Annotated in this window: 21 protein-coding genes and 1 pseudogene; 13 read left to right on the top strand and 9 right to left on the bottom strand. The window is 61.4% G+C overall.

What is annotated here, in order from left to right:
• Positions 1–6 precede the first annotated feature (6 nt).
• Entirely contained in the window at positions 7–501 is a 495-nt protein-coding gene (rloA3, locus tag AAHA39_RS14535; RefSeq protein WP_041209987.1) for a retropepsin-like aspartic peptidase RloA3, read from the bottom strand.
• A 395-nt stretch (positions 502–896) separates the two neighbouring features.
• On the opposite strand from rloA3, the gene AAHA39_RS14530 reads away from it, so the two are divergent.
• The 5 genes from AAHA39_RS14530 to AAHA39_RS14510 all read left to right on the top strand — a co-directional run bounded on the left by AAHA39_RS14530 (position 897) and on the right by AAHA39_RS14510 (position 5,833).
• Positions 897–1,940, top strand: a complete 1,044-nt coding sequence (locus AAHA39_RS14530; RefSeq protein WP_320657318.1) for a GMP reductase — start codon at positions 897–899, stop codon at positions 1,938–1,940.
• 95 nt (positions 1,941–2,035) lie between these two features.
• Positions 2,036–3,232 carry an elongation factor P maturation arginine rhamnosyltransferase EarP gene (earP, locus tag AAHA39_RS14525; RefSeq protein ID WP_320657317.1) on the top strand — a complete coding sequence of 399 codons (1,197 nt, stop codon included), beginning with the start codon at positions 2,036–2,038 and terminating at the stop codon, positions 3,230–3,232.
• A 45-nt stretch (positions 3,233–3,277) separates the two neighbouring features.
• Complete coding sequence (gene efp / locus AAHA39_RS14520) at positions 3,278–3,844, top strand: elongation factor P (protein WP_005335100.1); 567 nt, start codon at positions 3,278–3,280, stop codon at positions 3,842–3,844.
• Between the two features lie 136 nt (positions 3,845–3,980).
• Positions 3,981–4,745, top strand: coding sequence for a DUF3530 family protein (locus AAHA39_RS14515; protein ID WP_236763800.1), 765 nt, complete (start codon positions 3,981–3,983; stop codon positions 4,743–4,745).
• A gap of 131 nt (positions 4,746–4,876) precedes the next feature.
• The gene (locus tag AAHA39_RS14510; protein WP_042029806.1) at positions 4,877–5,833 is read left to right on the top strand and encodes a D-2-hydroxyacid dehydrogenase; all 957 of its coding nucleotides are present in this window, start codon (positions 4,877–4,879) and stop codon (positions 5,831–5,833) included.
• 66 nt (positions 5,834–5,899) lie between these two features.
• On the opposite strand, the gene AAHA39_RS14505 is transcribed toward AAHA39_RS14510, so the two are convergent.
• Both AAHA39_RS14505 and AAHA39_RS14500 read right to left on the bottom strand, forming a co-directional pair.
• Positions 5,900–6,376, bottom strand: coding sequence for a YMGG-like glycine zipper-containing protein (locus tag AAHA39_RS14505; RefSeq protein WP_342690022.1), 477 nt, complete (start codon positions 6,374–6,376; stop codon positions 5,900–5,902).
• Positions 6,377–6,644: 268 nt separating this feature from the next.
• The gene (locus tag AAHA39_RS14500) at positions 6,645–7,586 is read right to left on the bottom strand and encodes a LysR family transcriptional regulator (RefSeq protein ID WP_320656395.1); all 942 of its coding nucleotides are present in this window, start codon (positions 7,584–7,586) and stop codon (positions 6,645–6,647) included.
• Positions 7,587–7,721: 135 nt separating this feature from the next.
• On the opposite strand from AAHA39_RS14500, the gene AAHA39_RS14495 reads away from it, so the two are divergent.
• The 4 genes from AAHA39_RS14495 (at position 7,722) to AAHA39_RS14480 (ending at position 12,658) form a co-directional block, all read left to right on the top strand.
• Positions 7,722–9,521, top strand: coding sequence for an adenine deaminase (locus AAHA39_RS14495; RefSeq protein WP_320656394.1), 1,800 nt, complete (start codon positions 7,722–7,724; stop codon positions 9,519–9,521).
• Positions 9,522–9,537: 16 nt separating this feature from the next.
• The gene (gene rihC, locus AAHA39_RS14490) at positions 9,538–10,455 is read left to right on the top strand and encodes a ribonucleoside hydrolase RihC (protein WP_320656393.1); all 918 of its coding nucleotides are present in this window, start codon (positions 9,538–9,540) and stop codon (positions 10,453–10,455) included.
• Between the two features lie 54 nt (positions 10,456–10,509).
• Positions 10,510–11,871: a C4-dicarboxylate transporter DcuC gene (dcuC, locus tag AAHA39_RS14485; protein WP_320656392.1), complete on the top strand. Its 1,362-nt coding sequence runs from the start codon at positions 10,510–10,512 to the stop codon at positions 11,869–11,871.
• Between the two features lie 184 nt (positions 11,872–12,055).
• Complete coding sequence (locus AAHA39_RS14480) at positions 12,056–12,658, top strand: nitroreductase family protein (RefSeq protein ID WP_005335120.1); 603 nt, start codon at positions 12,056–12,058, stop codon at positions 12,656–12,658.
• Positions 12,659–12,770: 112 nt separating this feature from the next.
• On the opposite strand, the gene AAHA39_RS14475 is transcribed toward AAHA39_RS14480, so the two are convergent.
• Both AAHA39_RS14475 and AAHA39_RS14470 read right to left on the bottom strand, forming a co-directional pair.
• Positions 12,771–13,460, bottom strand: coding sequence for an HAD-IA family hydrolase (locus AAHA39_RS14475; RefSeq protein ID WP_407707135.1), 690 nt, complete (start codon positions 13,458–13,460; stop codon positions 12,771–12,773).
• Positions 13,457–13,702 carry a hypothetical protein gene (locus tag AAHA39_RS14470; protein ID WP_043850167.1) on the bottom strand — a complete coding sequence of 82 codons (246 nt, stop codon included), beginning with the start codon at positions 13,700–13,702 and terminating at the stop codon, positions 13,457–13,459. Before AAHA39_RS14470 ends, AAHA39_RS14475 begins: the two co-directional genes overlap by 4 nt.
• 115 nt (positions 13,703–13,817) lie before the next feature.
• Here AAHA39_RS14470 and AAHA39_RS14465 point away from each other — a divergent pair, with 115 nt between their 5' ends.
• Positions 13,818–14,726: a LysR family transcriptional regulator gene (locus tag AAHA39_RS14465; protein ID WP_320656391.1), complete on the top strand. Its 909-nt coding sequence runs from the start codon at positions 13,818–13,820 to the stop codon at positions 14,724–14,726.
• Between the two features lie 87 nt (positions 14,727–14,813).
• On the opposite strand, the gene AAHA39_RS14460 is transcribed toward AAHA39_RS14465, so the two are convergent.
• The 4 genes and pseudogenes from AAHA39_RS14460 to AAHA39_RS14445 all read right to left on the bottom strand — a co-directional run bounded on the left by AAHA39_RS14460 (position 14,814) and on the right by AAHA39_RS14445 (position 18,150).
• Positions 14,814–15,752: a diguanylate cyclase gene (locus AAHA39_RS14460; protein WP_320656390.1), complete on the bottom strand. Its 939-nt coding sequence runs from the start codon at positions 15,750–15,752 to the stop codon at positions 14,814–14,816.
• Between the two features lie 197 nt (positions 15,753–15,949).
• Positions 15,950–16,090, bottom strand: a pseudogene (locus AAHA39_RS14455) (excalibur calcium-binding domain-containing protein); the annotation flags it as partial.
• Between the two features lie 185 nt (positions 16,091–16,275).
• Positions 16,276–16,842 (bottom strand): isochorismatase family cysteine hydrolase, encoded by a 567-nt coding sequence (locus AAHA39_RS14450; protein WP_320656389.1) that lies wholly within the window; start codon positions 16,840–16,842, stop codon positions 16,276–16,278.
• A 144-nt stretch (positions 16,843–16,986) separates the two neighbouring features.
• Entirely contained in the window at positions 16,987–18,150 is a 1,164-nt protein-coding gene (locus tag AAHA39_RS14445) for an FAD-dependent oxidoreductase (protein WP_320656388.1), read from the bottom strand.
• A 267-nt stretch (positions 18,151–18,417) separates the two neighbouring features.
• Between AAHA39_RS14445 and miaB the strand changes: the two genes are divergently transcribed.
• From miaB to ybeY, 3 genes are read left to right on the top strand one after another with little or no spacing between them, the layout of a single operon-like run.
• The gene (gene miaB / locus AAHA39_RS14440) at positions 18,418–19,851 is read left to right on the top strand and encodes a tRNA (N6-isopentenyl adenosine(37)-C2)-methylthiotransferase MiaB (protein WP_033112695.1); all 1,434 of its coding nucleotides are present in this window, start codon (positions 18,418–18,420) and stop codon (positions 19,849–19,851) included.
• Positions 19,852–19,905: 54 nt separating this feature from the next.
• On the top strand, positions 19,906–20,955 hold the full coding sequence (locus AAHA39_RS14435; protein ID WP_320656387.1) for a PhoH family protein: 1,050 nt from the start codon (positions 19,906–19,908) through the stop codon (positions 20,953–20,955).
• On the top strand, positions 20,952–21,416 hold the full coding sequence (ybeY, locus tag AAHA39_RS14430; protein ID WP_041209973.1) for an rRNA maturation RNase YbeY: 465 nt from the start codon (positions 20,952–20,954) through the stop codon (positions 21,414–21,416). Before AAHA39_RS14435 ends, ybeY begins: the two co-directional genes overlap by 4 nt.
• The last annotated feature ends 23 nt before the right edge of the window (positions 21,417–21,439 follow it).

The raw sequence follows: 21,439 nt of genomic DNA, 5'->3' as shown, positions 1-21,439 counted from the left end.
TTGCTATCAATGACAATTTGGCTGCACGGTAAAGGTTCGACCGGCATCCACCGGGCCGAGATCCGCCAGCAGGCGACGGCCAAGCAACACCGGATAGATCATGTCGCTGCGATCCCGCAGGGTGAACCACTCCTCGTACACCTTGTCCCCCAGACAGATAGACATGGTGACGGTCGGCCGCTGCTCGATGCCACCGGCGCCGCGAATGGTCACGCTCTGCTCCACCGGACGCTCGAACTGCTGTTTGACCCGCTCACCGCTGTCGGCGTCGGTCACATCCAGCATGAAGCGCACCCAGGGTTTACCATCCCGTTTGAAGTGGACGAGAGATCGCGCATCAAGAGAGGAGGTGAGCGCACCGGTATCAAGTTTCATCTTCACCGCCACACCGATCGGCATGATGAGTCCCTTCTCGACCCAGCCATAGCTGGTCGGTGTTGCCGCCAGTGCGCTGCCACAAAGCCCCCACAGGATGGCGGCACTCAACAATCTTTTGCCCATCACGATTTCTCGCCTTGTCGATATTGCGCCCAGATCTATCACAGCCAACCCGGGGGTCAACCCGATTTGTTATGACCAGCCGCAAGCTGCCCGGCAAACCGCAACGGCAGACGACAGTCGGTGGCAGCAACGACGCCGATTGCATAGGGTTGAAAACAGGGAGAAAAGAGGTAAACGGGAGGCAAGATAAGGTGCTGGATGAAGCTTGTGGCCAACCTCAGGTTGTGACGCCAAAGGCTACCACAACAATGAGCGAATTATCAGTCTTGTTCTGAAGGGATTTTTGCCTACACTGTTGTAAACCGGAGGGCCTGAAAACCACCGGTTTTTTTGCGCCTGCCGAAAATTTGCCACTGCAAAAGTGACTTTCAACAAGGCTCAATAAGGAATTTGTAATGCGTATCGAAGAAGACTTGAAGCTCGGTTTCAAGGATGTCCTGTTCCGCCCCAAGCGCTCTACTCTCAAGAGCCGTTCCCAAGTAAGCCTGACCCGTCAGTTCACCTTCAAACACACTCAAACCCAATGGCAAGGCGTACCCGTTATCGCCGCCAACATGGATACCGTCGGCAGCTTTGCCATGGCGCGCACGCTGGCCGGTTTCGAGATGATGACCGCGGTACACAAGCACTACAGCCTTGAGCAGTGGCAAGCTTTCGTCAACGAGACCGATCCGGCACTGCTGGGCCATGTGATGGTCTCCACCGGCACCTCGGCTGAAGATTTCGCCAAGACCCGCCAAATCCTCGCCATGTCCGAAGCGCTGCGTTTCATCTGTGTCGACGTGGCCAACGGCTACTCCGAGCACTTCGTCGAGTTCGTGCGCAAGATTCGTGAAGCCTGCCCCAACCACGTCATTCTGGCGGGCAATGTGGTCACCGGCGAGATGGTCGAAGAGCTGATCCTCTCCGGCGCCGACATCGTCAAGGTCGGCATCGGCCCGGGCTCGGTCTGTACCACTCGCGTCAAGACCGGCGTCGGCTACCCGCAGCTCTCCGCCATCATCGAGTGTGCCGACGCGGCCCACGGCCTCGGCGGCCAGATCGTCGGTGACGGCGGCTGTACCTGCCCGGGCGACGTCGCCAAAGCCTTTGGCGGCGGCGCCGACTTCGTGATGCTGGGCGGCATGCTGGCAGCCCACGAAGAGTGCGGTGGCGAGATCGTCGATGTAGACGGTGAGCCCTTCATGAAGTTCTACGGCATGAGCTCCTCCAGCGCCATGGGCAAGCACGCCGGTGGCGTCGCCGAGTACCGCGCCTCCGAGGGTAAAACCGTGCTGCTGCCCTACCGCGGCCCGGTCGAGAATGCCGTGCGCGACATTCTGGGCGGCGTGCGCTCCACCTGTACCTACGTCGGTGCCAGCCAGCTGAAAGAGCTCACCAAGCGCACCACCTTTATCCGGGTACGCGAGCAAGAGAACAACGTCTACGGCAAGGAGTAACCTGCCACAGGCCGCCGTCACGCGCTGACGGTTAGAAGCCAGTCAACCGGTGTGCTACCCTGCGCACCGGTTTTTTGCATTTGGAACCCCGAGCCATGACCACTCCCCTGCCCCCGTTTGACTGGGATATCTTCTGCTGCGTCGTCGACAACTTCGGCGACATCGGTGTCACCTGGCGACTCGCCCGCCAGCTAAAACGGGAGGGGAATATTGCGGCACATGGCAATGAGGTTCAGGTGCGGCTCTGGGTGGACGATCTGGCAAGTTTCGCCCGCATCTGCCCTGGGCTCGACCCGGCGCAGGACGGTCAGTGGGTCGAGGGGATCTATATCCAGCACTGGCATGAGACCCTACCGACCGACATGACCCCGGCCAGGGTGGTGATCGAAGCCTTTGCCTGCGAACTGCCCACCCCCTTCATAGAACTGATGGCGAGCCAACCCAAGCCCCCCTGCTGGATCAATCTGGAGTACCTCTCGGCGGAGAGCTGGGTCGAGGATTGCCACGGCCTCGCCTCGCCCCAGCGAGTTGGCAACCAGAGCCTCAACAAATACTTCTTCTTCCCGGGCTTTACCGCTAAAACCGGCGGCCTTTTGTGCGAGCACGACCTCATCACCGAACGGGAGCAGTGGCAGCAAGATGATGCGGGACTGGCAGCCTACTGGGCCAGCCTCGGTTTGCCGCCCAGACAAGAGAACGAGCTGCGGGTCAGCCTCTTTACCTACGAGAGCGATGCGCTGCAAAGCCTGGTCGAGAGCTGGTGCCAGAGCACCACACCCGTCACCCTGCTGCTGCCGCTGGGGCGCTCGCTACAGGATGTGCTGCGCGGCGCAAGCCTTGAAGGGGCCATCACCACCGCCAGGGCAGGGGATCTGCTCCACTCAGGCAACCTCACCATCAAGCTGCTGCCGATGACCGATCAGGCCGGTTACGATCGACTGCTGTGGAGCTGCGATCTCAATCTGGTGCGCGGGGAGGACTCCTTCGTGCGGGCCCAATGGGCAGCACGTCCTTTCCTCTGGCATATCTACCAACAGGAGGAGGAGGCCCATCTGATCAAGCTGGAGCAGTTCCTCGACCACTATCTTGCTGATCTGCCTGCCGATTGCGCCCAATGGCTGCGCAGCTTCAATCTGGCTCTCAACCGTGGTGAAGATTGCCGCGAACTCTGGGCCCAATGGCCGCAATACAGCGCGATTTGGCAGCAACATGGGCGACTCTGGTCACAGAAGCTGCTCCGGGATGGGGATCTCGTCACGAGGTTGGTGAAATTTTTAGAAAGCCGTATATAATCTGGCAGTTTTTATCCGTCCGTTTCACGAACAGGAATTTTTTACATGAAAACCGCTCAGGAAATCCGCGCTGGTAACGTAGTCATGATCGGCACCGAGCCGATGGTGGTCCAGAAGGCTGAATTCAACAAATCCGGCCGTAACTCCGCCGTGGTCAAAATGAAGCTGAAAGGCCTGCTGAACGGCAGCGCCACCGAGACTGTCTTCAAGGCCGACGACAAGCTGGACGTTGTTCAGCTGGAGCGTAAAGAGTGCACCTACTCCTACTTCTCCGACCCCCTGTATGTCTTTATGGACACCGAGTACAACCAGTACGACGTAGAGAAAGACAACCTGGGTGACGTGCTGAACTACCTGGTAGACGGCATGGAAGATCTGTGTGAAGTGACTTTCTACAACGAGAAAGCCATCTCCGTAGAACTGCCGACCACCATCGTGCGTGAAGTTGAGTACACCGAACCGGCTGCCCGTGGCGACACCTCCGGTAAAGTGACCAAGCCTGCCCGTCTGAAAGGCACTACCTACGAGCTGGCTGTTGCCGCTTTCGTAGAGATCGGTGACAAGATCGAAATCGATACCCGCACCGGTGAATTCAAGCGTCGCGTCAACTAATTGACCACGTTGAATTGATTGCAAAAAAGCGAGCCTCCGGCTCGCTTTTTTATTGCCTGTTCGCGGCCATAACGCTGTCTCCCCCTTCAGAAAATCCCACCGCCGCCGCTAACCCAGATAACCGGGGGAGCACACTATGGCCAGATTATCCTTATCACTGCTGTTAATGACTATGCTGGCTGGCCATATCGCGCAGGCGAGCGACGTTGCACCGCCCATCGCGGAGCCACTTCCCCTCGATCACTGGCAAGCGAGCGACTGGAAAGGGCAACCCGAAGCCACCCAGATCGACAAACAGACAGTGCTGTTTGCCAAGCACGATAGCGACAACTATGTGGGTCTCGCCATTTTACTGCCCGACTGGCAGCGCAGCGGCCAGCTCTGGCAACTGACCCGCGCCCTCAGCCAGCTGGGCTTTGATACCCTGCTGCTGCTCCCCTCTCCCCAGCAAACCGAGCTCGACCCCGCCGCCGAGAAAAAAGCCAAGGAGAGCGATGCCTTTCGCAAGCAACTGGCCGAGCGGATCAGCAAGCTGGCCGATGCCAAGCTGCAGGAGGGGGGCTTCAAGCTGATCCTGGCGCAAGGCACCGGCGCTGCCTGGACAGCCAACCTTATCGCCAGCGAACAGCTGCCCGCCCCCGATGCGCTGGTGCTGCTCGATGGCTTCTTCCCCGACCAACAGAGCAACCAGATCCTCGCAAAAGAGATAGCACAGGGCACCATCCCTACTCTGGATCTCTATCAGGAGGATGGCGGCCGCTGGCCGCTGCTGGCAGCCGAGGCGCGCCAGACCGAGAGCCGGCGCAGCCACAAGCTCAATTACCGTCCCTACGCCCTGATGGAACTGGGCGAAACCCCCACCCGCATTCAGGGGTGGCTCAACCATCTGGGCTGGCTCTGATCAGGGCCACAAAGCGCGCGCAACATCACATCTGCCGGAGAAAGCCCACCCGCCATGGCGCGGCATACTGGCCCTGATGGCGCCCTTTTTGGCATCATGACGGTTCAAACCCGAATATGGCAGGAAGGTACATGCAGCAGATTGTGTTTCTCGACAGCGATACCCTGGATGCGGGCATCACCCTGCATCATCCCGACTTTCCCCACCACTGGCAGAGTTATCCCAGCACGGCACCGGAACAGGTGGTAGAACGGCTGAAAGATGCCAGCATCGCCATCATCAACAAGGTACGCATCGGCGCCGCCGAGCTGGCCCAGTTGCCGGAGCTCAAACTCATCGCGCTCGCCGCCACCGGCAGCGATAACGTGGATCTGGAGGCGTGCCGCGCGGCCAACGTCGGGGTATGCAACATCCGCAACTACTCGGGCCCCTCGGTACCGGAACATGCCATGGCACTGATGCTGGCCCTGTCGCGCAACCTCTTCTGCTGGCGCCAGTCGCTGCTGGAGGGGCGCTGGCAACAGAGCGGCCAGTTCTGCTTCTTCGATCACAACATCATGGATCTGCACGGCAAGCAGCTTGGCATCATCGGCAAGGGAACTCTGGGTCAGGCGCTCGGCGAACGGGCCAAGGGGATGGGGATGACGGTGCGTTACGCCCAGAGCCAGATCGGTGGCAGCCACGACGAGGATCGCCTGCCGCTCGACGAGCTGCTGCAAAGCTCGGATGTGATCAGCCTGCACTGCCCGCTCACCCCCTACACCCGCAATCTGATTGGCGAGCGGGAGCTGGGCTTGATGAAACCGGGCGCCTTGCTGATCAACGTCGGCCGCGGCGGTCTGGTGGATGAGGAGGCGCTGCTGCGGGCGCTGGCCAACGGCCGCCTCGGCGGTGCCGGTTTCGATGTGGCGAGCGTCGAACCCCCGCCCCCCGACCATCCCCTGATGAAGGCGCTGCAATACCCCCATTTCATCCTCACCCCGCATGTAGCGTGGGCCAGCGAAGAGTCGATGCAGCGGCTGGCCGACCAGCTGATCGACAACATCAACGCCTTTGCCGCCGGTCGCCGCCAGCACCGGCTGGTCTGATCAAACATGCAAAACGGGGCCCACTGGCCCCGTTGTTTCATCCCCACCACTCACGACAGATGGCGCTCAATCGTCGTCATGCCGTCTGTGCTTTTTATGCTTCTTGTGCTTTTTGTGGTGCTTGTGATGGTGGTCATCATCATCGTAATAGCGATCCTGACTCTGGTGGCCATCGCCGGTCTTGGCACCGATGGCCGAGCCGCTGGCACCGCCAACGCCGGCGCCGATCAGCTGGCCGGTATCACCACCGACACTCTTGCCGATGGCGGCACCACCCAGCGCCCCCACCGCGCCGCCAAGGGCCGCTTCATTCTTGTTGCCCTTGTTGGCCGTCGCCGCACCACCGGCAGCGCCGCCAATGGCCGCACCAACCAGCGCACCGGTATCCCCCCCCAACTCCTTGCCGATCATGGTGCCCGCCACCCCGCCTGCGCCGCCACCGAGAATGGTATTGAGGGTCTCGGAGGCGTGCACGGTCGTACTGCCTGCGAGCAAGGCGCCCAACAGGGCCAGTGCGCGAAGCGCGCGCGAATTCATCTCCATGGGTACTCCTGCCAAACCTGATTAATTCCACCGGCACTATACAAAGCAGCGGGGCCAGCGCCAGATGGGGGACAATCGCCACCCATGCTGCTCAAGTCGCGCCAAATCAGGAATGCGGGCTGAGCCATCGATGCAACGAATTGAATCAGAAGGGGAAACCGGTGAAATATCAGAAGTGGAGGCGAGCAGCCAAAGGCAGTTGCCACCGCTTTCACCCGTCGGGGTCAAGCGGCCATCGGACAGCTCCTGTCACCAGCCCGACAGCCGGTTAGCGAGAGGAGGATGCGGCGTACTGCGCCATGATGACCTGACGCAGCAACGCGCGCCCCTCATCGATGCGGGCTGAACGGGAGAGCCCCTTCGCCCACATCAGGGCCAGGGTGCGGCTCAGCACCGGTTCGTGCAGCGCCACGACCTTGAGCTGGGGATCGCACTGGTTCGCGGCATAGAGCCCGGGCAGGATGGCAACCGCCAGCCCGGAGCGCACGAGGCCGTAGAGTGTCTCGACATAATCTGTGGTGTATCTGGGCTTGAGCCCGGGCAGCTGGCTCTGGGCCAGTCCGTTGACCTGCCGGCTGACGTTGCCTCTGGCAAAGAGGGCGATGTCGCGGCGGGTCAGCGCCTGCCAGCTGATGATCTCTTCCGCTGCCAGCGGATCCTGCCGGTTGATCACCGCCACCAGCGCATCGTCCAGCAGCGGCGTCACCTCCAGCGAGTCGGGCAATTCGCCATCCAGCACGCCAATCCCCGCATCCAGAGACCCCTCGGCCAGCGCCTGCAACAGACCGTCGTTGGTGTGATCCTGAAACTCGACCCACAAGCCCGGGAACTGCTGCTGCAGACGGGCGGCCGCCAGCGGAAACATCAGGGTGCAGGCCGACGGGATCAGACCGATGCGCAGGGTGCCATCGCCCCCTTCTGCCATTACCTGCTGCATATCGGCAAAAGCGGCGTGGGCCACATTGAGCAGCCCCTTGGCGTGAGGCAGGATCGCCTCTCCCTGTTCGGTCAGGGTGACCGCCTGCGCGGTGCGGTGAAACAGTTTGCCGCCAAGCACAGATTCAATCTGACGCAGGGCACTGCTCAGGGCGGGTTGGCTGATGGCCATCTGATTGGCCGTTTCGGTGAAGTGGCGCAGCTGGGCCAGCGTGACAAAATACTGGATCTGCTTGAGAGAGAGCGCAGGCAGACGGCGCCAGGGTTCGGACATGAAATCGACAACCGGAGAAAAACGTTTGCAGCAGCATAACCCTTTCTTATCCAGTTATAAATTCTTTGCGCTATGCACGGGCCAATCCCCTCCCTAAAGTGGGCCCATTATTCCCCTTGTCAGGCCATCTCCTTCATGTGTGAACAAGATGCATCCCTCAACTTGCGCCGCCGCGCCGTGCAGGCCGCCCTCGGCGAAGCCCCCTTCGATCTGCTGCTGACCAACGCCAACCTGATCGACATGGTGACCGGCGAGATCCGCCCCGTCGACGTGGGGCTGGTCGGCCCGCTGATCGCCAGCGTCCATCCGGTCGGCTCCTTCCAGCAGGCACGCGAGACCCACGATCTGGCTGGCGCCTATCTCTCGCCCGGTCTTATCGACAGCCATGTCCATGTGGAGAGCTCCCACCTGACGCCGGAGCGCTACGCCGATGTGGTGGTCGCGCAGGGCACCACCACCATCTTCTGGGATCCCCACGAGCTGGCCAATGTGCTCGGGCTGGCGGGGGTGCGCTACGCCATCGACGCCAGCCGCAATCTGCCGCTGCGGGTCATCTGCGCCGCCCCCTCCAGCGTTCCCTCGACGCCGGGTCTCGAGAGGTCGGGCGCCGACTTCCATGGCCCCGAGATGGCGACCATGCTGGAGTGGCCGGAAGTCGCCGGGATCGCCGAGGTGATGGACATGCAGGGGGTGCTGGGCGGCAGCGAACGGATGACCGGCATCCTGCACGCAGGTTTGCAGCGCAATGCCCTGATTGAAGGGCACGCCCGAGGCCTAAGCGGCAACCGGCTGCAAGCCTATCTGGCGGCCGGGGTCAGCTCGGATCACGAACTCACCTCGGCTGCCGATGCGCTGGAGAAATTGCGCGCCGGGCTCACCCTGCAGCTGCGCGGCTCCCACCCCTATCTGCTGCCGGAGATCGTCGCGGCGCTGAAACAGCTGCCCCACCTCTCCTCCCAAATCACCCTCTGTACCGACGATGTGCCGCCCGACATGCTGCTGGAGAAGGGGGGCATGATTGCGCTGGTCAAACTGCTGGCAGAGCTGGGGCTGGCGGTGCCCGACGTGCTGCGGATGGCCACCCTCAATGCCGCCATCCGGCTGCAGCGCAACGATCTGGGGCTGGTTGCTGCCGGCCGCTGCGCCGACCTGGTGGTGTTCGACAACCTAACCGATCTCAACCCGATCTGGGTCTACAGCCGCGGCCAGCGGGTCGCCCGCCATGGCGCCATTCTCAACCCCTCCGAGCCTGTCGCAGGTTGTCAGGCGCCGCGCGATACCATGCAGATCCCCCTGCGCACGCTGGAGGAGTTCATCATCCGGGTACCCGGGCTGACTGTGGGTCGTGCCCGCTTCAAGACCATCAAGGGGGCTCGCTTCACCCAGTGGAGTGAAACCGAGGTTGAGGTTCGGGATGGTCAGGTGATCGTGCCAGCGGGATTTAGCCTCATCTCGGTGCAACACCGCCATGGTCGCCATCAGGGGGGCACCCGGCTGGCGCTGCTGGAGGGGTGGGGCGAGCTGCAAGGGGCCATCGCCACCAGCTACTCCCACGACTCCCACAATCTGGTAGTGCTGGGGCGCGACCCGCAAGAGATGATGCTGGCCGCCAACACCCTGATCACCAGCGGGGGGGGCATGGCGGTCGTCCAGCAGGGTAAGGTGCTGGCCCACGTTGCCATGCCCATCGCCGGCATGCTCTCCGACCTGCCAGCCAGCGAGCTGGCCGCCAGCTTCCACGCTCTGCGCGAAGTGAGCGGCAAGGTGGTGGAGTGGGAGCCCCCCTATCGGGTCTTCAAGGCCATCGAAGGAACCTGTCTTGCCTGCAATGCGGGGCCCCATCTGACCGATCTCGGCCTCACCGATGGCCTGACCCGCGAGATTGTCGATCCCTTCATCTGCTGCTGGCCCCACGATGCCCGCCAAGCCGATTAACACCGAGGAGAACAGCGTGAACCCTGTCGCCATTATTCTGGATACCGACCCCGGCATCGACGATGCCGTTGCCATCGCCGCCGCCCTGTTTCATCCCGGGATCGAGCTGGCGCTTATCACCACGGTCGCCGGCAACGTCGATGTCAGCAAGACCACCCGCAACGCCCTGCGCCTGCTGCACTTTTTCGGCAAAGAGGTGCCGGTGGCACAGGGGGCCAGCCAGCCCCTCGTGCGTCCTCTCGACAATGCCAGCCATATCCACGGCCACTCCGGTCTCGATGGTTACGAGTTTGCCGAGCCCGGGCAACAGCCGCTGCCGGAGCATGCCGTCGAAGCCATGAAAGCCACTCTGCTCGCCAGCGAACAACCCATGACGCTGGTGCCCATCGGGCCGCTGACCAATATCGCCCTGCTGCTCACCCTGCACCCCGAGTGTCGGGAGAAGATCGCGCGGATCGTGCTGATGGGCGGCTCGGCCGGTCGGGGCAACCACACCCCCAATGCCGAGTTCAATATCTACGTGGATCCCGAGGCGGCCCACATCGTCTTCAGCAGCGGTCTGCCCATCGTGATGTGCGGACTCGATGTCACCAGCCGGGCCACCCTGACCGGCGAGATGATTGCAGCACTGCCCGCCCTCAACCGCACCGGCGCCATGCTCCACGCCCTGTTCGGCCACTATCGCGGCGGCAGCATGCAGACCGGGCTCAAGATGCACGATCTCTGCGCCATCGCCTATCTGGTGCGCCCCGACCTCTTTATCACCCGGGCCTGCCATGTGGCTATCGAGACCCGGGGTGAACACACCCTCGGCACCACCTCGGTGGATATCAACAACCGGCTCAAGAGAGCGCCCAATGCCGAGGTGTGTCTCGATATCGACGTGCCCGGATTCAGGGCCTGGTGCATGGAGACCCTTGCCCGCGCCATCTGATCCCGAACCGCCAGCCCGCTGGCCCATTCACATCAAGAAGAGAGTGTTGGAAACATGCTGGAAATAATTGTCAGCACCCTGATCCTGGTCATCTGCGGCTATCTCATCGCCAAAAACTACGATGCCAAGATAGTGCTGTTTGGCGCTGGATTGTTGCTGATGTTTGCCGCCGTCGGACTGGGCCACTCCCTGCTGCCTGCGGCGCAGAGCAGCGGCCTCAACTGGCTTGACCCCTTCGTCCAGATCAAGCAGATCTTCATCAGCCAGATGGGCAATGTCGGGCTCACCATCATGGTGTTGTTCGGCTTCTCCAGCTACATGAGCCACATCGGCGCCAACGATGTCACCGTCATGCTGCTGACCCGCCCCTTGAGCCGCATCCGCTCCCCCTACCTGCTGGTGCCGGTGATCTTCCTTTTGGGCAACCTGCTCTCGCTGGTGGTGCCGAGCGCTGCCAGTCTGGCAGTGTTGCTGATGGCGACCCTCTATCCGGTACTGAAGGCATCGAACATGTCCTCCCTTACCGCGGGGGCCGTCATTGCCACCACTGCCACCATCATGCCCAGCCCGCTGGGGGCCGATAACGTGCTGGCCGCCCAGAAGCTGGGGATCCCGCTGGTGGAGTACATCGTCTCCTACCACGCCCCCATCTCGCTGCCGACGCTGGCGTTGATGGCAGTGGTGCACTACTTCTGGCAAAAAGCGATGGACAAGCGCCAGCAGGCGCGCGGCGGACTGGAGGAAAAAGAGGAGTCGCTTGCCGTGCCCACCGGCTTGCCACCCGCCTACTACGGCCTATTCCCGGTGCTGCCGCTGGTGCTGGTACTGCTATTCGGTATCTGCTTCACCCATATCTCCCTCGGGCTGGTGGAGATCACCTTCGTCTGCCTGCTGCTCACCATAGGGGTGGAGCTGCTGCGCAAAGGCAATATCAAGGAGACCAGCAAGGAGTTCGCCATTTTCTTTACCGGCATGGGCACAGGTCTGGCTCAGGTGGTCTCGCTCATCGTGGCGGCCAGCATGCTGGTGGAGGGACTGAAAGCCATCGGCATCATAGATACCCTGGTCGATAGCGTGAAGCACATCGACGGTGTCGGCTCGATCCTGATGTTCTTCTTCTCAGGCACGGCGGCGCTGATCGGTTTTATCAGCGGCAGCGGGCTGGCAGTCTTCTACTCCTTTATCAACATCATTCCCGAGATCACCGAGAAGGTCGGGGTCAACAGCGTCGCGGTGGCCCTGCCGATGCAGCTCACCGCCAACCTGATCCGCTCCATGTCGCCAGTCGCCGCGGTGATCATCGTCATCGCCTCGATCACCGGCAGCAACCCCATCGAGATCATCAAGCGCACCTCGGTACCCATCATCTCGGGCATCATCTGCTGCATGACCCTCTCCTACCTGCTGTTCAGCTAACCCGGCTCCATCTGCAGGCGATCAATCCGGTCGCCTGCAGAGGTTTTTTTACCCCCGGTTGAAAGTGAACCCACTGCATGTAAACGCCCGGAAGATAATCGGGTGGTATAGTCTATAGCTTGAACAACAGGGGATGGCTGGCCACAAGGCTGGCGCCCGGTGACTATCAAGCAAAGGAGATGTTATGAGCAGTCCGTTTATCGAGCAGATCAAAGCACGTCGTACCATCTATGCCCTGGGTGACCAGGTCTCCCATACGCCGGAGCAGCTGACGGCCCTGATCCAGGATGCCATCAGACACAGCCCCTCCTCCTTCAACTCCCAGAGCTCCCGCGCCGTCATCCTGTTTGGCGCCCAGCACCACAAGCTGTGGGATATCGTCAAAGCCGAGCTGAAAAAGATCGTGCCGCCGGAAGCCTATGCCCAGAGTGAGGCCAAGGTGGATGGCAGCTTCCGCGCAGGCTTTGGCACAGTGCTGTTCTTTGAGGACACCGACGTCATCAAGGATCTGCAGCAAAAATTCGCCCTCTATGCCGACAACTTCCCCATCTGGTCGGAACATGCCACCGGCATCGCCCAGTTTGCGGTCTGGACGACGCTGGCGCAGGAGAAGGTCGGCGCCTCCCTGCAGCACTACAATCCGCTGATCGACGAGGCGGTACGCAAGGAGTGGAACCTGCCCGCCAGCTGGCTGCTGCGCGCCCAGATGCCCTTTGGCAGCATCAAGCAACCGGCCGGAGAGAAGACCTTTATCGACGACGCCACCCGTTTCCGCGTTTTCAAATAACGGTCAGATAGCAAAACGCCCCCGCATCTCGGGGGCGTTTTTATTGCAACATAGAGTGCGGATGGCGCTGGTTCATACCGCATATGCAGCCACAATCCATTATCTCCATCGCTCAGGCGGGCAGTGTCACCAGCAGAGAGTCATCTTCCCCCAACTCCACCTTCACCTCGCGCCAGTCGCGGATCACCGCCACCACTGCCGGATTGAGCGGCGCATCGCCCCCCACCTGCACCACGGCGCAGCCTGCGTTCAGGGCGCTCTCGATACCGGCCGGGGCATCCTCGAACACCAGACAACGAGCGGGCGAGACACCAAGCCGTTCAGCCCCCAGCAGATAGGGCTCGGGATCGGGTTTGCCATTGACCACAGTTTCGGCCCCCACCAGCAGGTTGGGCAGCGGCAAACCGGCACAATGCAGGCGGTGACGGGCAACCCGCTCACTGGCGGAGGTCACGATGGCCCAGCGCCGGGACGGCAAGCGGCGCAGCAACTCACCACATCCGGCGATGGCATCGCCCCCGGTATGCAGCATCTCCAGCTCGTCGAGCCGCACCGCCTCCCGCTCCACATCCAGTTGCAGGGCCAGCGCCCGGATCACCTCCCGCGAGCGCATGCCGTGGCACATCGCCAGCACCGGATCGGGATCGAGCTGATGCTCACGACACCAGATCCGCCATACCAGCTCCACATTGTCGGTCGAGCAGACCAGGGTGCCATCCATATCGAGCTGCAGGGCGGCGACCGCTACGGTTTTTGTGGCGCCTGTACAAACGGCCGGTTCGCGACTCATGCCGATAATCATGCCGATACTCCCGTAAGCTCAGGCTCAGCTCCCTGCAGCGCATCGGCAAAAGCCTGCTGCTGGGCGGCACGCTCATAACAGGCGAGCGCCTGTTCGGCGCTGCCTGCCCACACCTGCAGCGGGCCGACCACAAACCCCTGTTGCAGCAGGCTGGCAAGCAGCTCCCCCGTTTCTGGCGCGGCCAGCGGTTGGGCCAGCACCAGAGAGCCTTTGATCAAAAAGAGATAGCGTTGGGTAGACATGATATGACTCCTTGTTCCAGGTCGGAGGGGACTCGGCTCCCCTTTCAGCGCCATTAGAACAGGGCGTTTAGATAATTTATAATGAGCAAATGACCACTTTCGATAACCAAACGGAATGAAATTCGACCTCAAACAACTGCAGGCGTTCGTGATGCTGGCCGAGACCACCAACTACCGGGAAGCGGCCAATCGCCTCTTCATTACCCAGCCCGCCCTCACCAAGCAGATCCAGGGACTGGAGCAGACCCTCGGCAGCACCCTGTTCAATCGCGGTCGTCACGGCGCAGAACTGACTGCCGTCGGCGCCCAGCTGCTGACCCAGGCGAGTGCGCTGGTCGAGCACGGGCGGGAGTTCGAGAGCCATGCGCTGGCGGTGGCGAGCGGGGTAGCCGGTCGGCTCAAGATTGGCTTTGGTCTGTCGAGCTTTGCGCTGGCCCCCTCGCTGGTCGCCCGCTTCAAGCAGCAGGTGCCCGATGTGATGGTGCATCTGCAGGACATGCCCTCTGCCATCCAGCAGGAGCAGCTGCTCTCCGGTCAACTCCAGCTTGGCTTTATGCGCCGCCCCGAGCTGCCGCAGTTGCGCGAACACAGGTTGCTGATTGATAGGCTGGTGCTGGCGGTGCCAACCCGGATGACCCAGCCAGATCCGGCTGCGTTTGATCTCCAGCAGGCATTGACCAGCCAGCCGCTGCTGCAGATGGTGGGCCACCGCTGCCCCGGCCTCAGCCAGCAGATCGCCAGCTTTCTCGGCGCCAACCGGCTGACCGGGATGATCCAGGAGGCCGAAGATATCCAGACGCTGGTTGCGCTGGTCGCCGCCGGGATCGGCAACGCCATCCTGCCGCGCAGCGTCAGCTTTATCGCCGGCCCTGACGTCACCCTCTATCCTCTCTCGGGCCCCAATTCCGAGTGGGAGGTCAGTCTGGTATGGAATCCCCTGTTTGCCGATCCCATCCGCGACAGCTTCGTCAAGCTGGTGATCGCCGCGCACCCTACGCCTATCTCGGCCACGCCCGAGCGCTGATGGCAACGGCTATGGGTTGTTCAATACCCAGCCAAAACAGTGCGCCCCCGGAAGGGGGCGCATTAACAACAAAATCGGCGGTCAGGCTCAACAGTTGGTGCAATAACTACGGTTCTTACCCGCCCCCTTGGCGCTATAGAGCGCCGCATCAGCCGCAGCCAGCAACTCTCCTTCCCCCTCCAGCGGTTGCTCTGCCGTGTAGGTGGCAATGCCAATGCTGGCACTGAGCTGGATATTGTCCGCCACCACGATGTCGAGATCGTGGATGGCCTGGCGGATCTCCTCGCCAATCCGTTGTGCAGCCTCTCTGTTGGTATTACCCAGGATCAGAGCAAACTCGTCACCACCAAAGCGGCAGGGCAGATCGGCCGGACGCTGGCAAAAGGATTGCAACAGATGGCCCACCAGCTGGAGGGAACCATCCCCCATCTGATGGCCAAGATGGTCATTGCAGGCTTTGAAGTTATCGAGATCGAGCATGATGAGGGAAAGGGGGGTATGTTCGCGCATGCTGCGGCGCCACTCGTTGTGCAGGAAATTGTTGAAGAGCCGCCGGTTGGCCAGTCCGGTCAGGGGATCATGGAGGGAAAGGTTGGCGACCTCGAGCTCCAGCAATTTTCGCTCGGTAATATTGGAATGGGTGATGACATAAAACTCGGCATCTATCCCTTTGACCGGAACAATGCGCATCATGAACCAGCGCTGGGTATCCGGGCTGTGGCAGGGATATTCCAGATAGAAGCTCTCCTGCTGGCGCAGCATGACCCGTCGCAACCCCTCAATAGCGCTCAGCGCCGAAGGTTCAGCAGAGCCATCGCAAGCGCTTAAATAATTGACGCCACGCCAGTTATACCCCTTTGCCATGCCATTTTGCTCGGCGAATCGATTCCAGGCGAGGTTGGTATAATGGATCACCCCGTTGCCGTCTATTACTGCAAACTGGTCATCCAGTGAATCCAGCAATGCAACCAGATCCTGAGCTCGCTCGGCAAAGCGACGCATCCCCCCCGGCATATTATCAATCATGGTGGCCATCCTGTGGCAAAAGTGGCGCCCCGCCAGCTATTAACAATTAGGTCAGCAAGTAGAGTAAAGCACCCAATTCTCACTTAGCCAACTGAGACCAAATGTCACCATGTCACACCATCCGGCAAGGTTTCAGGCCAGCTCCCGAACCGGATAAAAAAAGAACAAATCATCCATTTTTTACTTAGAAATAGTATTTAATTCCCGCACCACTGATTTTCGCAGGGGATGCCATCTCCCTCTCCATCCATTTTGGTATCAGGGCAGTTTTGTAAAAACCAGGTTGCCTCCTCACAAGAGGTCATCTGGGAGCAATATTGGCGACCATCGCACTGATAACTTCTGGTTGGCAGCGATGCGTTTGTGTCGGAAAACAATCCCATACTGCTCTCACCACTACTGGCAGGAATGGCAGGCGCGGAAGTCACCGACTTGGCCGAGAAGCGAAAACAGCTGCGGCCCAACAGAGGGCCGCAGACATAAATGTCAAAACAGTGAACAAGCGCAGCCTGCTGCCAAAGGGTCAGTCGAGCTGGGATACCTTGATGACCTCGGCGATACGGCTCAGCATCCGCAGCGAGGTGTGATGCTCGGTGGCATCCGCCGCCGCGCAGGCATCCTCCAGAATGGTGATGGCGTAGTCGCGATCGTGACCATCTCGCGCCGCCGACTGAATGGCCCAGCTGGTGCTTACGCCGCACAGATAGAGGTGGTCGATGTGGTTGGCCCGCAGGGCGGGTTCCAGCGCAGTACCATAGAATGGGCTCACTCTGGGTTTGGCCAGCACCAGATCACCGGGCTGCACATCGAGGTCTGCATGAAAATCGGTGCCGCTGTCGCAAAGTGAGAGGGCGCCAAGCTGATGGGCCCGGCCAAACATGGGGGAACCCTTGGGTTGCAGTTGATAACGGCTGTCGAAACCGACCTTGATCAGCACCACCAGCCAGTCGTGGGCGCGGGCATAAGCCATCGCCTTATTGGCATGCGCGATGGCGTTCTGCGCCATCACATGGTTGGCCGTGGTCGCAATGCGACCGTCAGGATGGGCGATGTCGTTGATAAAATCGATCACCAGTAGTGCCTTGTTCATCCCTTCTCTCCCAAATCGTGGTTGATAGCCGACCCGTTATACTCGCTTTTTCGCGCCTGCACAGCCCATCCAGCCAACCTTGCAGGCATGAACTGCGCAGGCAAACCCGCCAGAGCGGCAATTGGCCTTCTGCATCCTCCCCGCTTACACCAGTCCAAGCGCGTAGCGCAGGGCCATCTCCTTCAGGGGGCCCGCCTTGTCCGCCAGATTGAGGGCCAGATTGCGAGCCAGCTTGAGGGGGCCAATCTCGTTGCTGAACACCCCGTAGAAGAGATCCATCCCCGACTGCATCAGCAGGTTGTCGGGGCGGCGACGGCGCTCGTAGCGCTCGGCCAGCACGGCTTGATGCCAGTCGGCGCCAGCACCTTGCAGCAAGTCGACCCAGCAGGCCACATCCTTGAAGCCGAGGTTGACCCCCTGCCCCGCCAGCGGGTTGATGGTGTGGGCGGCATCGCCGAGCAGCACCACCCGACCGGCGTGGTAGTCGTTGGCGTGACGGCGCACCAGCGGGAAGCTCCCCTTGCCGGTGACGGTAAAGCCGCCGAGCCGACTCGGGAAGTGGCGGCGCACTTCGGCGGCGAGCGCCTCGTTGTTCATGGCCGCCAGCGCCCGGATCCGGGCCGGACTGTCATACCACACCAGGGAGCCGTGCTGGCCGGGCAGCGGCAAGAAGGCGCGCGGGCCGCTCGGGGTAAACTGCTGCCAGGTGATGTCTTCCTGCGCAAAGTCGGTGTCGATATTGATCAGCATGCAGTGCTGGCGGTACTCGAAACGCGATACCCCGATGCCAGCCAGCTTGCGGGTGTGGGATTCGGCGCCGTCGCAGGCCAGCACCCAGCGGGCCGCCAGCTCGGTGCCATCATCCAGAGTCAGCACAGCTTGATCCGCACTCTGGCGCAGACTGGTCACCGCCGCCGGGGTGTGGGTCTGGATGTTGGGAAAATCTTCCATCCGCTTGAGCAGGGCGAGCTGCACCAGCCGGTTCTCGATGATGTAACCGAGCTGGGGCAGGCCGAGATCGGCGGCGTTGAAGCGGGTGGCAAAACCGTCCAGCTCCCAGGTCTCCAATCGGCGATAGGGGCAGAGCCGCATCTGCTGCAGATGGTGCCAGGCGCCAGCCTGTTCCAGCAGCGCCACCGAGGCCTGACTGATGGCGGAGACCCGCAGATCCAGCGGCTGCTCCGGCGCGTATTGCTCCGGCAGCTGGGTTTCGATGACCCGCACCGAGAGGCCCTGGGCAGCCAGCAGACAGGCGGTAGCCGCCCCCACCATGCCGGCGCCGACGATGGCGATATCACACTGTTCCATAACTTTATTCCTGCAAAAGGGGCGCCCCGTTCATGGGTGGCCGGGGCTAAACCGAATGGCGCCATGATACCGCAAGGGGGCGGGATAAACAGTGAAGGGGGTGGAGAATTGCTGCGTCAAATCAAGGGGAAAGCCGATTTTCTCCCACACGCGGCGCCCCCGCTGGCAAAGGGGCCGGACTGGATATTCGCTAGGCAGTCTCACGATTGCGGAGTAAAATGCCCGGTCCTTTGACCATGCCAAATTCAAAACCAGTCAAGAGTAGCAATGAGCAAGAAACTTCACATTAAAACCTGGGGCTGCCAGATGAACGAGTACGACTCGTCCAAGATGGCCGACCTGCTGGATGCCAGCAATGGCTACACGCTAACCGAGGAGCCGGAAGAGGCAGATGTGCTGCTGCTCAACACCTGTTCCATCCGCGAAAAGGCGCAGGAGAAGGTGTTCCACCAGCTGGGCCGCTGGAAAAAGCTCAAGGCAAACAAGCCCGGTCTGGTGATCGGCGTCGGTGGTTGCGTGGCCTCCCAGGAGGGCGATGCCATTCGCCAACGCGCTCCCTATGTCGATATCGTGTTCGGCCCGCAGACCCTGCACCGCCTGCCCACCATGATCAAACAGGTTCAGGAGGGACGTGGCGCCCAGGTGGACGTCAGCTTCCCCGAGATCGAGAAGTTTGACCGCCTGCCCGAGCCGCGCGCCGAAGGGGCGACCGCCTTCGTCTCCATCATGGAAGGGTGCTCCAAATACTGTACTTACTGCGTGGTGCCCTATACCCGCGGTGAAGAGGTGAGCCGTCCGCTCGACGACGTGCTCTATGAAATCGCCCAGCTCGCCCAGCAAGGGGTGCGCGAAGTGAACCTGCTCGGCCAGAACGTCAACGCCTACCGTGGCCCGACCCATGACGACGGTATCTGCACCTTCGCCGAGCTGCTGCGTCTGGTGGCCGCCATCGACGGCATCGACCGTATCCGCTACACCACCAGTCACCCCATCGAGTTCACCGACGACATCATCGAGGTCTACAAGGACACTCCGGAAGTGGTCAGCTTCCTGCACCTGCCGGTGCAGAGCGGCTCCGACCGCATCCTGACCATGATGAAGCGTCCGCACACTATTCTGGAGTACAAATCCAAGCTCCGTCGTCTGCGCGCCGCCCGTCCCGACATCACCATCAGCTCCGACTTCATCGTTGGCTTCCCGAACGAAACCGATGAGGATTTCGAGGCCACCATGAAGCTGATCGAGGATGTGGGCTTTGACATGAGCTTCAGCTTCATCTTCAGTCCGCGCCCCGGTACGCCGGCCGCCGACATGCCCGACGATGTCGACATGGAAGTGAAGAAAGCCCGTCTGGCCCGCCTGCAGCACGTCATCAACAATCAGGCGATGCAGATTGGTCGCTCCATGCTGGGCACCACCCAGCGCATTCTGGTGGAAGGGCCATCCAAGCTCGACCCGATGCAGCTGTGCGGCCGCACCGAGAACAACCGGGTGGTCAACTTCGAAGGGGCCCATACCCTGATTGGCGGCTTTGCCGACGTGGAGATCACCGAAGTGCTGCCCAACTCCCTGCGCGGCAAATTCATCCGCGGCGAGAGCGAGATGAACCTGCGCATCGCCACCGCCCCGAGCGACATTCTGGCCCGTCGTCCCGACAACGTGCCGGACGAGCTGGGCGTGGCCGCCTTCACTCCCCATTAATCTCCCCCTCCCCATCCGCCCGGCGGATGGGGAGCGCCCTGATACGAGGATATTGTGAGCCGACACCTCTCGACCCTGAACCTGCATCTCGAACCCGCCGACAACCAGCGTCTTGCCAGTCTCTGCGGCCCCTTCGATGACAACATCAAGCAGCTGGAGCGCCGCCTCGGCATCGAGATCAGCTACCGTGACAACCACTTCCAGCTGCTGGGCAAGCAGGCCCAGGTGGATGCCGCCGCCGTCATCATCAAGCACCTCTATGTGGAAACCCAGCCCCTCAAGGGTGGCAAGGTAACCGACATCACCCCCGACATGGTTCATCTGGCCATTCTGGAGTCGCGAGTGCTGGAGCAGGATGACGAACCGGCCCCCTCCATCCCTTATGGCAAGGAGGTGACGGTCAAGACCAAGCGCGGTCTCATCAAGCCACGTAGCCCCAATCAGGCCCAGTACATCGCCAATATCGTGCGCCACGACATCTGCTTCGGCATAGGCCCGGCCGGTACCGGCAAGACCTATCTGGCGGTGGCGGCGGCGGTGGATGCGCTGGAGCGTCAGGAGATCCGCCGCATTCTGCTGACCCGTCCGGCGGTGGAAGCGGGCGAGAAGCTCGGCTTCCTGCCCGGCGATCTCTCCCAGAAGGTCGACCCCTACCTGCGCCCGCTCTACGACGCCCTGTTCGAGATGCTGGGTTTTGAGCGGGTCGAGAAGCTGATGGAGCGCAACATCATCGAGGTGGCGCCGCTTGCCTACATGCGTGGCCGTACCCTCAACGAGGCCTTCATCATTCTCGATGAGGCCCAGAACACCACCACCGAACAGATGAAGATGTTCCTGACCCGGATCGGCTTCAACTCCAAGGCGGTGGTGACCGGCGACATCACCCAGATCGACCTGCCACGCAATGCCAAATCCGGCCTGCGCCACGCGCTGGAAGTGCTGCAGGGCGTTGATGGTCTGTCGTTCAACTTCTTCCAGTCCACCGACGTGGTACGCCATCCGGTGGTGGCCCGCATCGTGCAGGCCTATGAAGCATTCGACGCCAAGCAGGCAGCCGAGAAGGTGGCCGGCCAAGTCAACACCAGTAAAGAGAGCGAGCAATGAGCGTAACCCTGGACCTGCAACTGGCCAGTGCCAGCACCGACGGCCTGCCGAGCGAGGCCCAGCTGCAGGGCTGGCTCGACGGCACCATTCTCGGCTTCCAGCAGGAGGCCGAAGTGACGGTGCGCATCGTCGACGAGGCGGAGAGCAACGAGCTCAACCTCACCTATCGCGGCAAGGACAAGCCCACCAACGTGCTCTCCTTCCCGTTCGAGGCGCCACCCGGTCTGGAGCTGCCGCTGCTGGGCGATCTGGTGATCTGCCGTCAGGTGGTGGAGCGCGAGGCACAGGAGCAGGGCAAACCCCTCATGGCCCACTGGGCCCACATGGTTGTGCACGGCAGTCTGCATCTGCTAGGTTATGACCATATCGAGGATGAGGAAGCCGAAGAGATGGAAGCGCTTGAGCGCGACATCATGCAGGAGCTGGGCTTTGCCGACCCTTATCAGAGCGACGAAGAGTAATGTGCAGCATGGCGGTTCATCGG

Origin of the sequence: Aeromonas sp. SE22 (assembly GCF_038739755.1) — a bacterium.
In the GTDB taxonomy this organism is placed as follows: Bacteria; Pseudomonadota; Gammaproteobacteria; order Enterobacterales; family Aeromonadaceae; genus Aeromonas; species Aeromonas jandaei.
Note: the sequence above shows the minus strand (reverse complement) of the source record. Positions and strands in the feature narration are given on the sequence as shown.

Bases quoted from the DNA above. Each gene is read 5' to 3' on its own strand.
- rloA3 (WP_041209987.1), bottom strand. From the start codon at position 501: ATGGGCAAAAGATTGTTGAGTGCCGCCATCCTGTGGGGGCTTTGTGGC.
- AAHA39_RS14530 (WP_320657318.1), top strand. From the start codon at position 897: ATGCGTATCGAAGAAGACTTGAAGCTCGGTTTCAAGGATGTCCTGTTC.
- earP (WP_320657317.1), top strand. From the start codon at position 2,036: ATGACCACTCCCCTGCCCCCGTTTGACTGGGATATCTTCTGCTGCGTC.
- efp (WP_005335100.1), top strand. From the start codon at position 3,278: ATGAAAACCGCTCAGGAAATCCGCGCTGGTAACGTAGTCATGATCGGC.
- AAHA39_RS14515 (WP_236763800.1), top strand. From the start codon at position 3,981: ATGGCCAGATTATCCTTATCACTGCTGTTAATGACTATGCTGGCTGGC.
- AAHA39_RS14510 (WP_042029806.1), top strand. From the start codon at position 4,877: ATGCAGCAGATTGTGTTTCTCGACAGCGATACCCTGGATGCGGGCATC.
- AAHA39_RS14505 (WP_342690022.1), bottom strand. From the start codon at position 6,376: ATGGAGATGAATTCGCGCGCGCTTCGCGCACTGGCCCTGTTGGGCGCC.
- AAHA39_RS14500 (WP_320656395.1), bottom strand. From the start codon at position 7,586: ATGTCCGAACCCTGGCGCCGTCTGCCTGCGCTCTCTCTCAAGCAGATC.
- AAHA39_RS14495 (WP_320656394.1), top strand. From the start codon at position 7,722: ATGTGTGAACAAGATGCATCCCTCAACTTGCGCCGCCGCGCCGTGCAG.
- dcuC (WP_320656392.1), top strand. From the start codon at position 10,510: ATGCTGGAAATAATTGTCAGCACCCTGATCCTGGTCATCTGCGGCTAT.
- AAHA39_RS14480 (WP_005335120.1), top strand. From the start codon at position 12,056: ATGAGCAGTCCGTTTATCGAGCAGATCAAAGCACGTCGTACCATCTAT.
- AAHA39_RS14475 (WP_407707135.1), bottom strand. From the start codon at position 13,460: ATGATTATCGGCATGAGTCGCGAACCGGCCGTTTGTACAGGCGCCACA.
- AAHA39_RS14470 (WP_043850167.1), bottom strand. From the start codon at position 13,702: ATGTCTACCCAACGCTATCTCTTTTTGATCAAAGGCTCTCTGGTGCTG.
- AAHA39_RS14465 (WP_320656391.1), top strand. From the start codon at position 13,818: ATGAAATTCGACCTCAAACAACTGCAGGCGTTCGTGATGCTGGCCGAG.
- AAHA39_RS14460 (WP_320656390.1), bottom strand. From the start codon at position 15,752: ATGATTGATAATATGCCGGGGGGGATGCGTCGCTTTGCCGAGCGAGCT.
- AAHA39_RS14450 (WP_320656389.1), bottom strand. From the start codon at position 16,842: ATGAACAAGGCACTACTGGTGATCGATTTTATCAACGACATCGCCCAT.
- AAHA39_RS14445 (WP_320656388.1), bottom strand. From the start codon at position 18,150: ATGGAACAGTGTGATATCGCCATCGTCGGCGCCGGCATGGTGGGGGCG.
- miaB (WP_033112695.1), top strand. From the start codon at position 18,418: ATGAGCAAGAAACTTCACATTAAAACCTGGGGCTGCCAGATGAACGAG.
- ybeY (WP_041209973.1), top strand. From the start codon at position 20,952: ATGAGCGTAACCCTGGACCTGCAACTGGCCAGTGCCAGCACCGACGGC.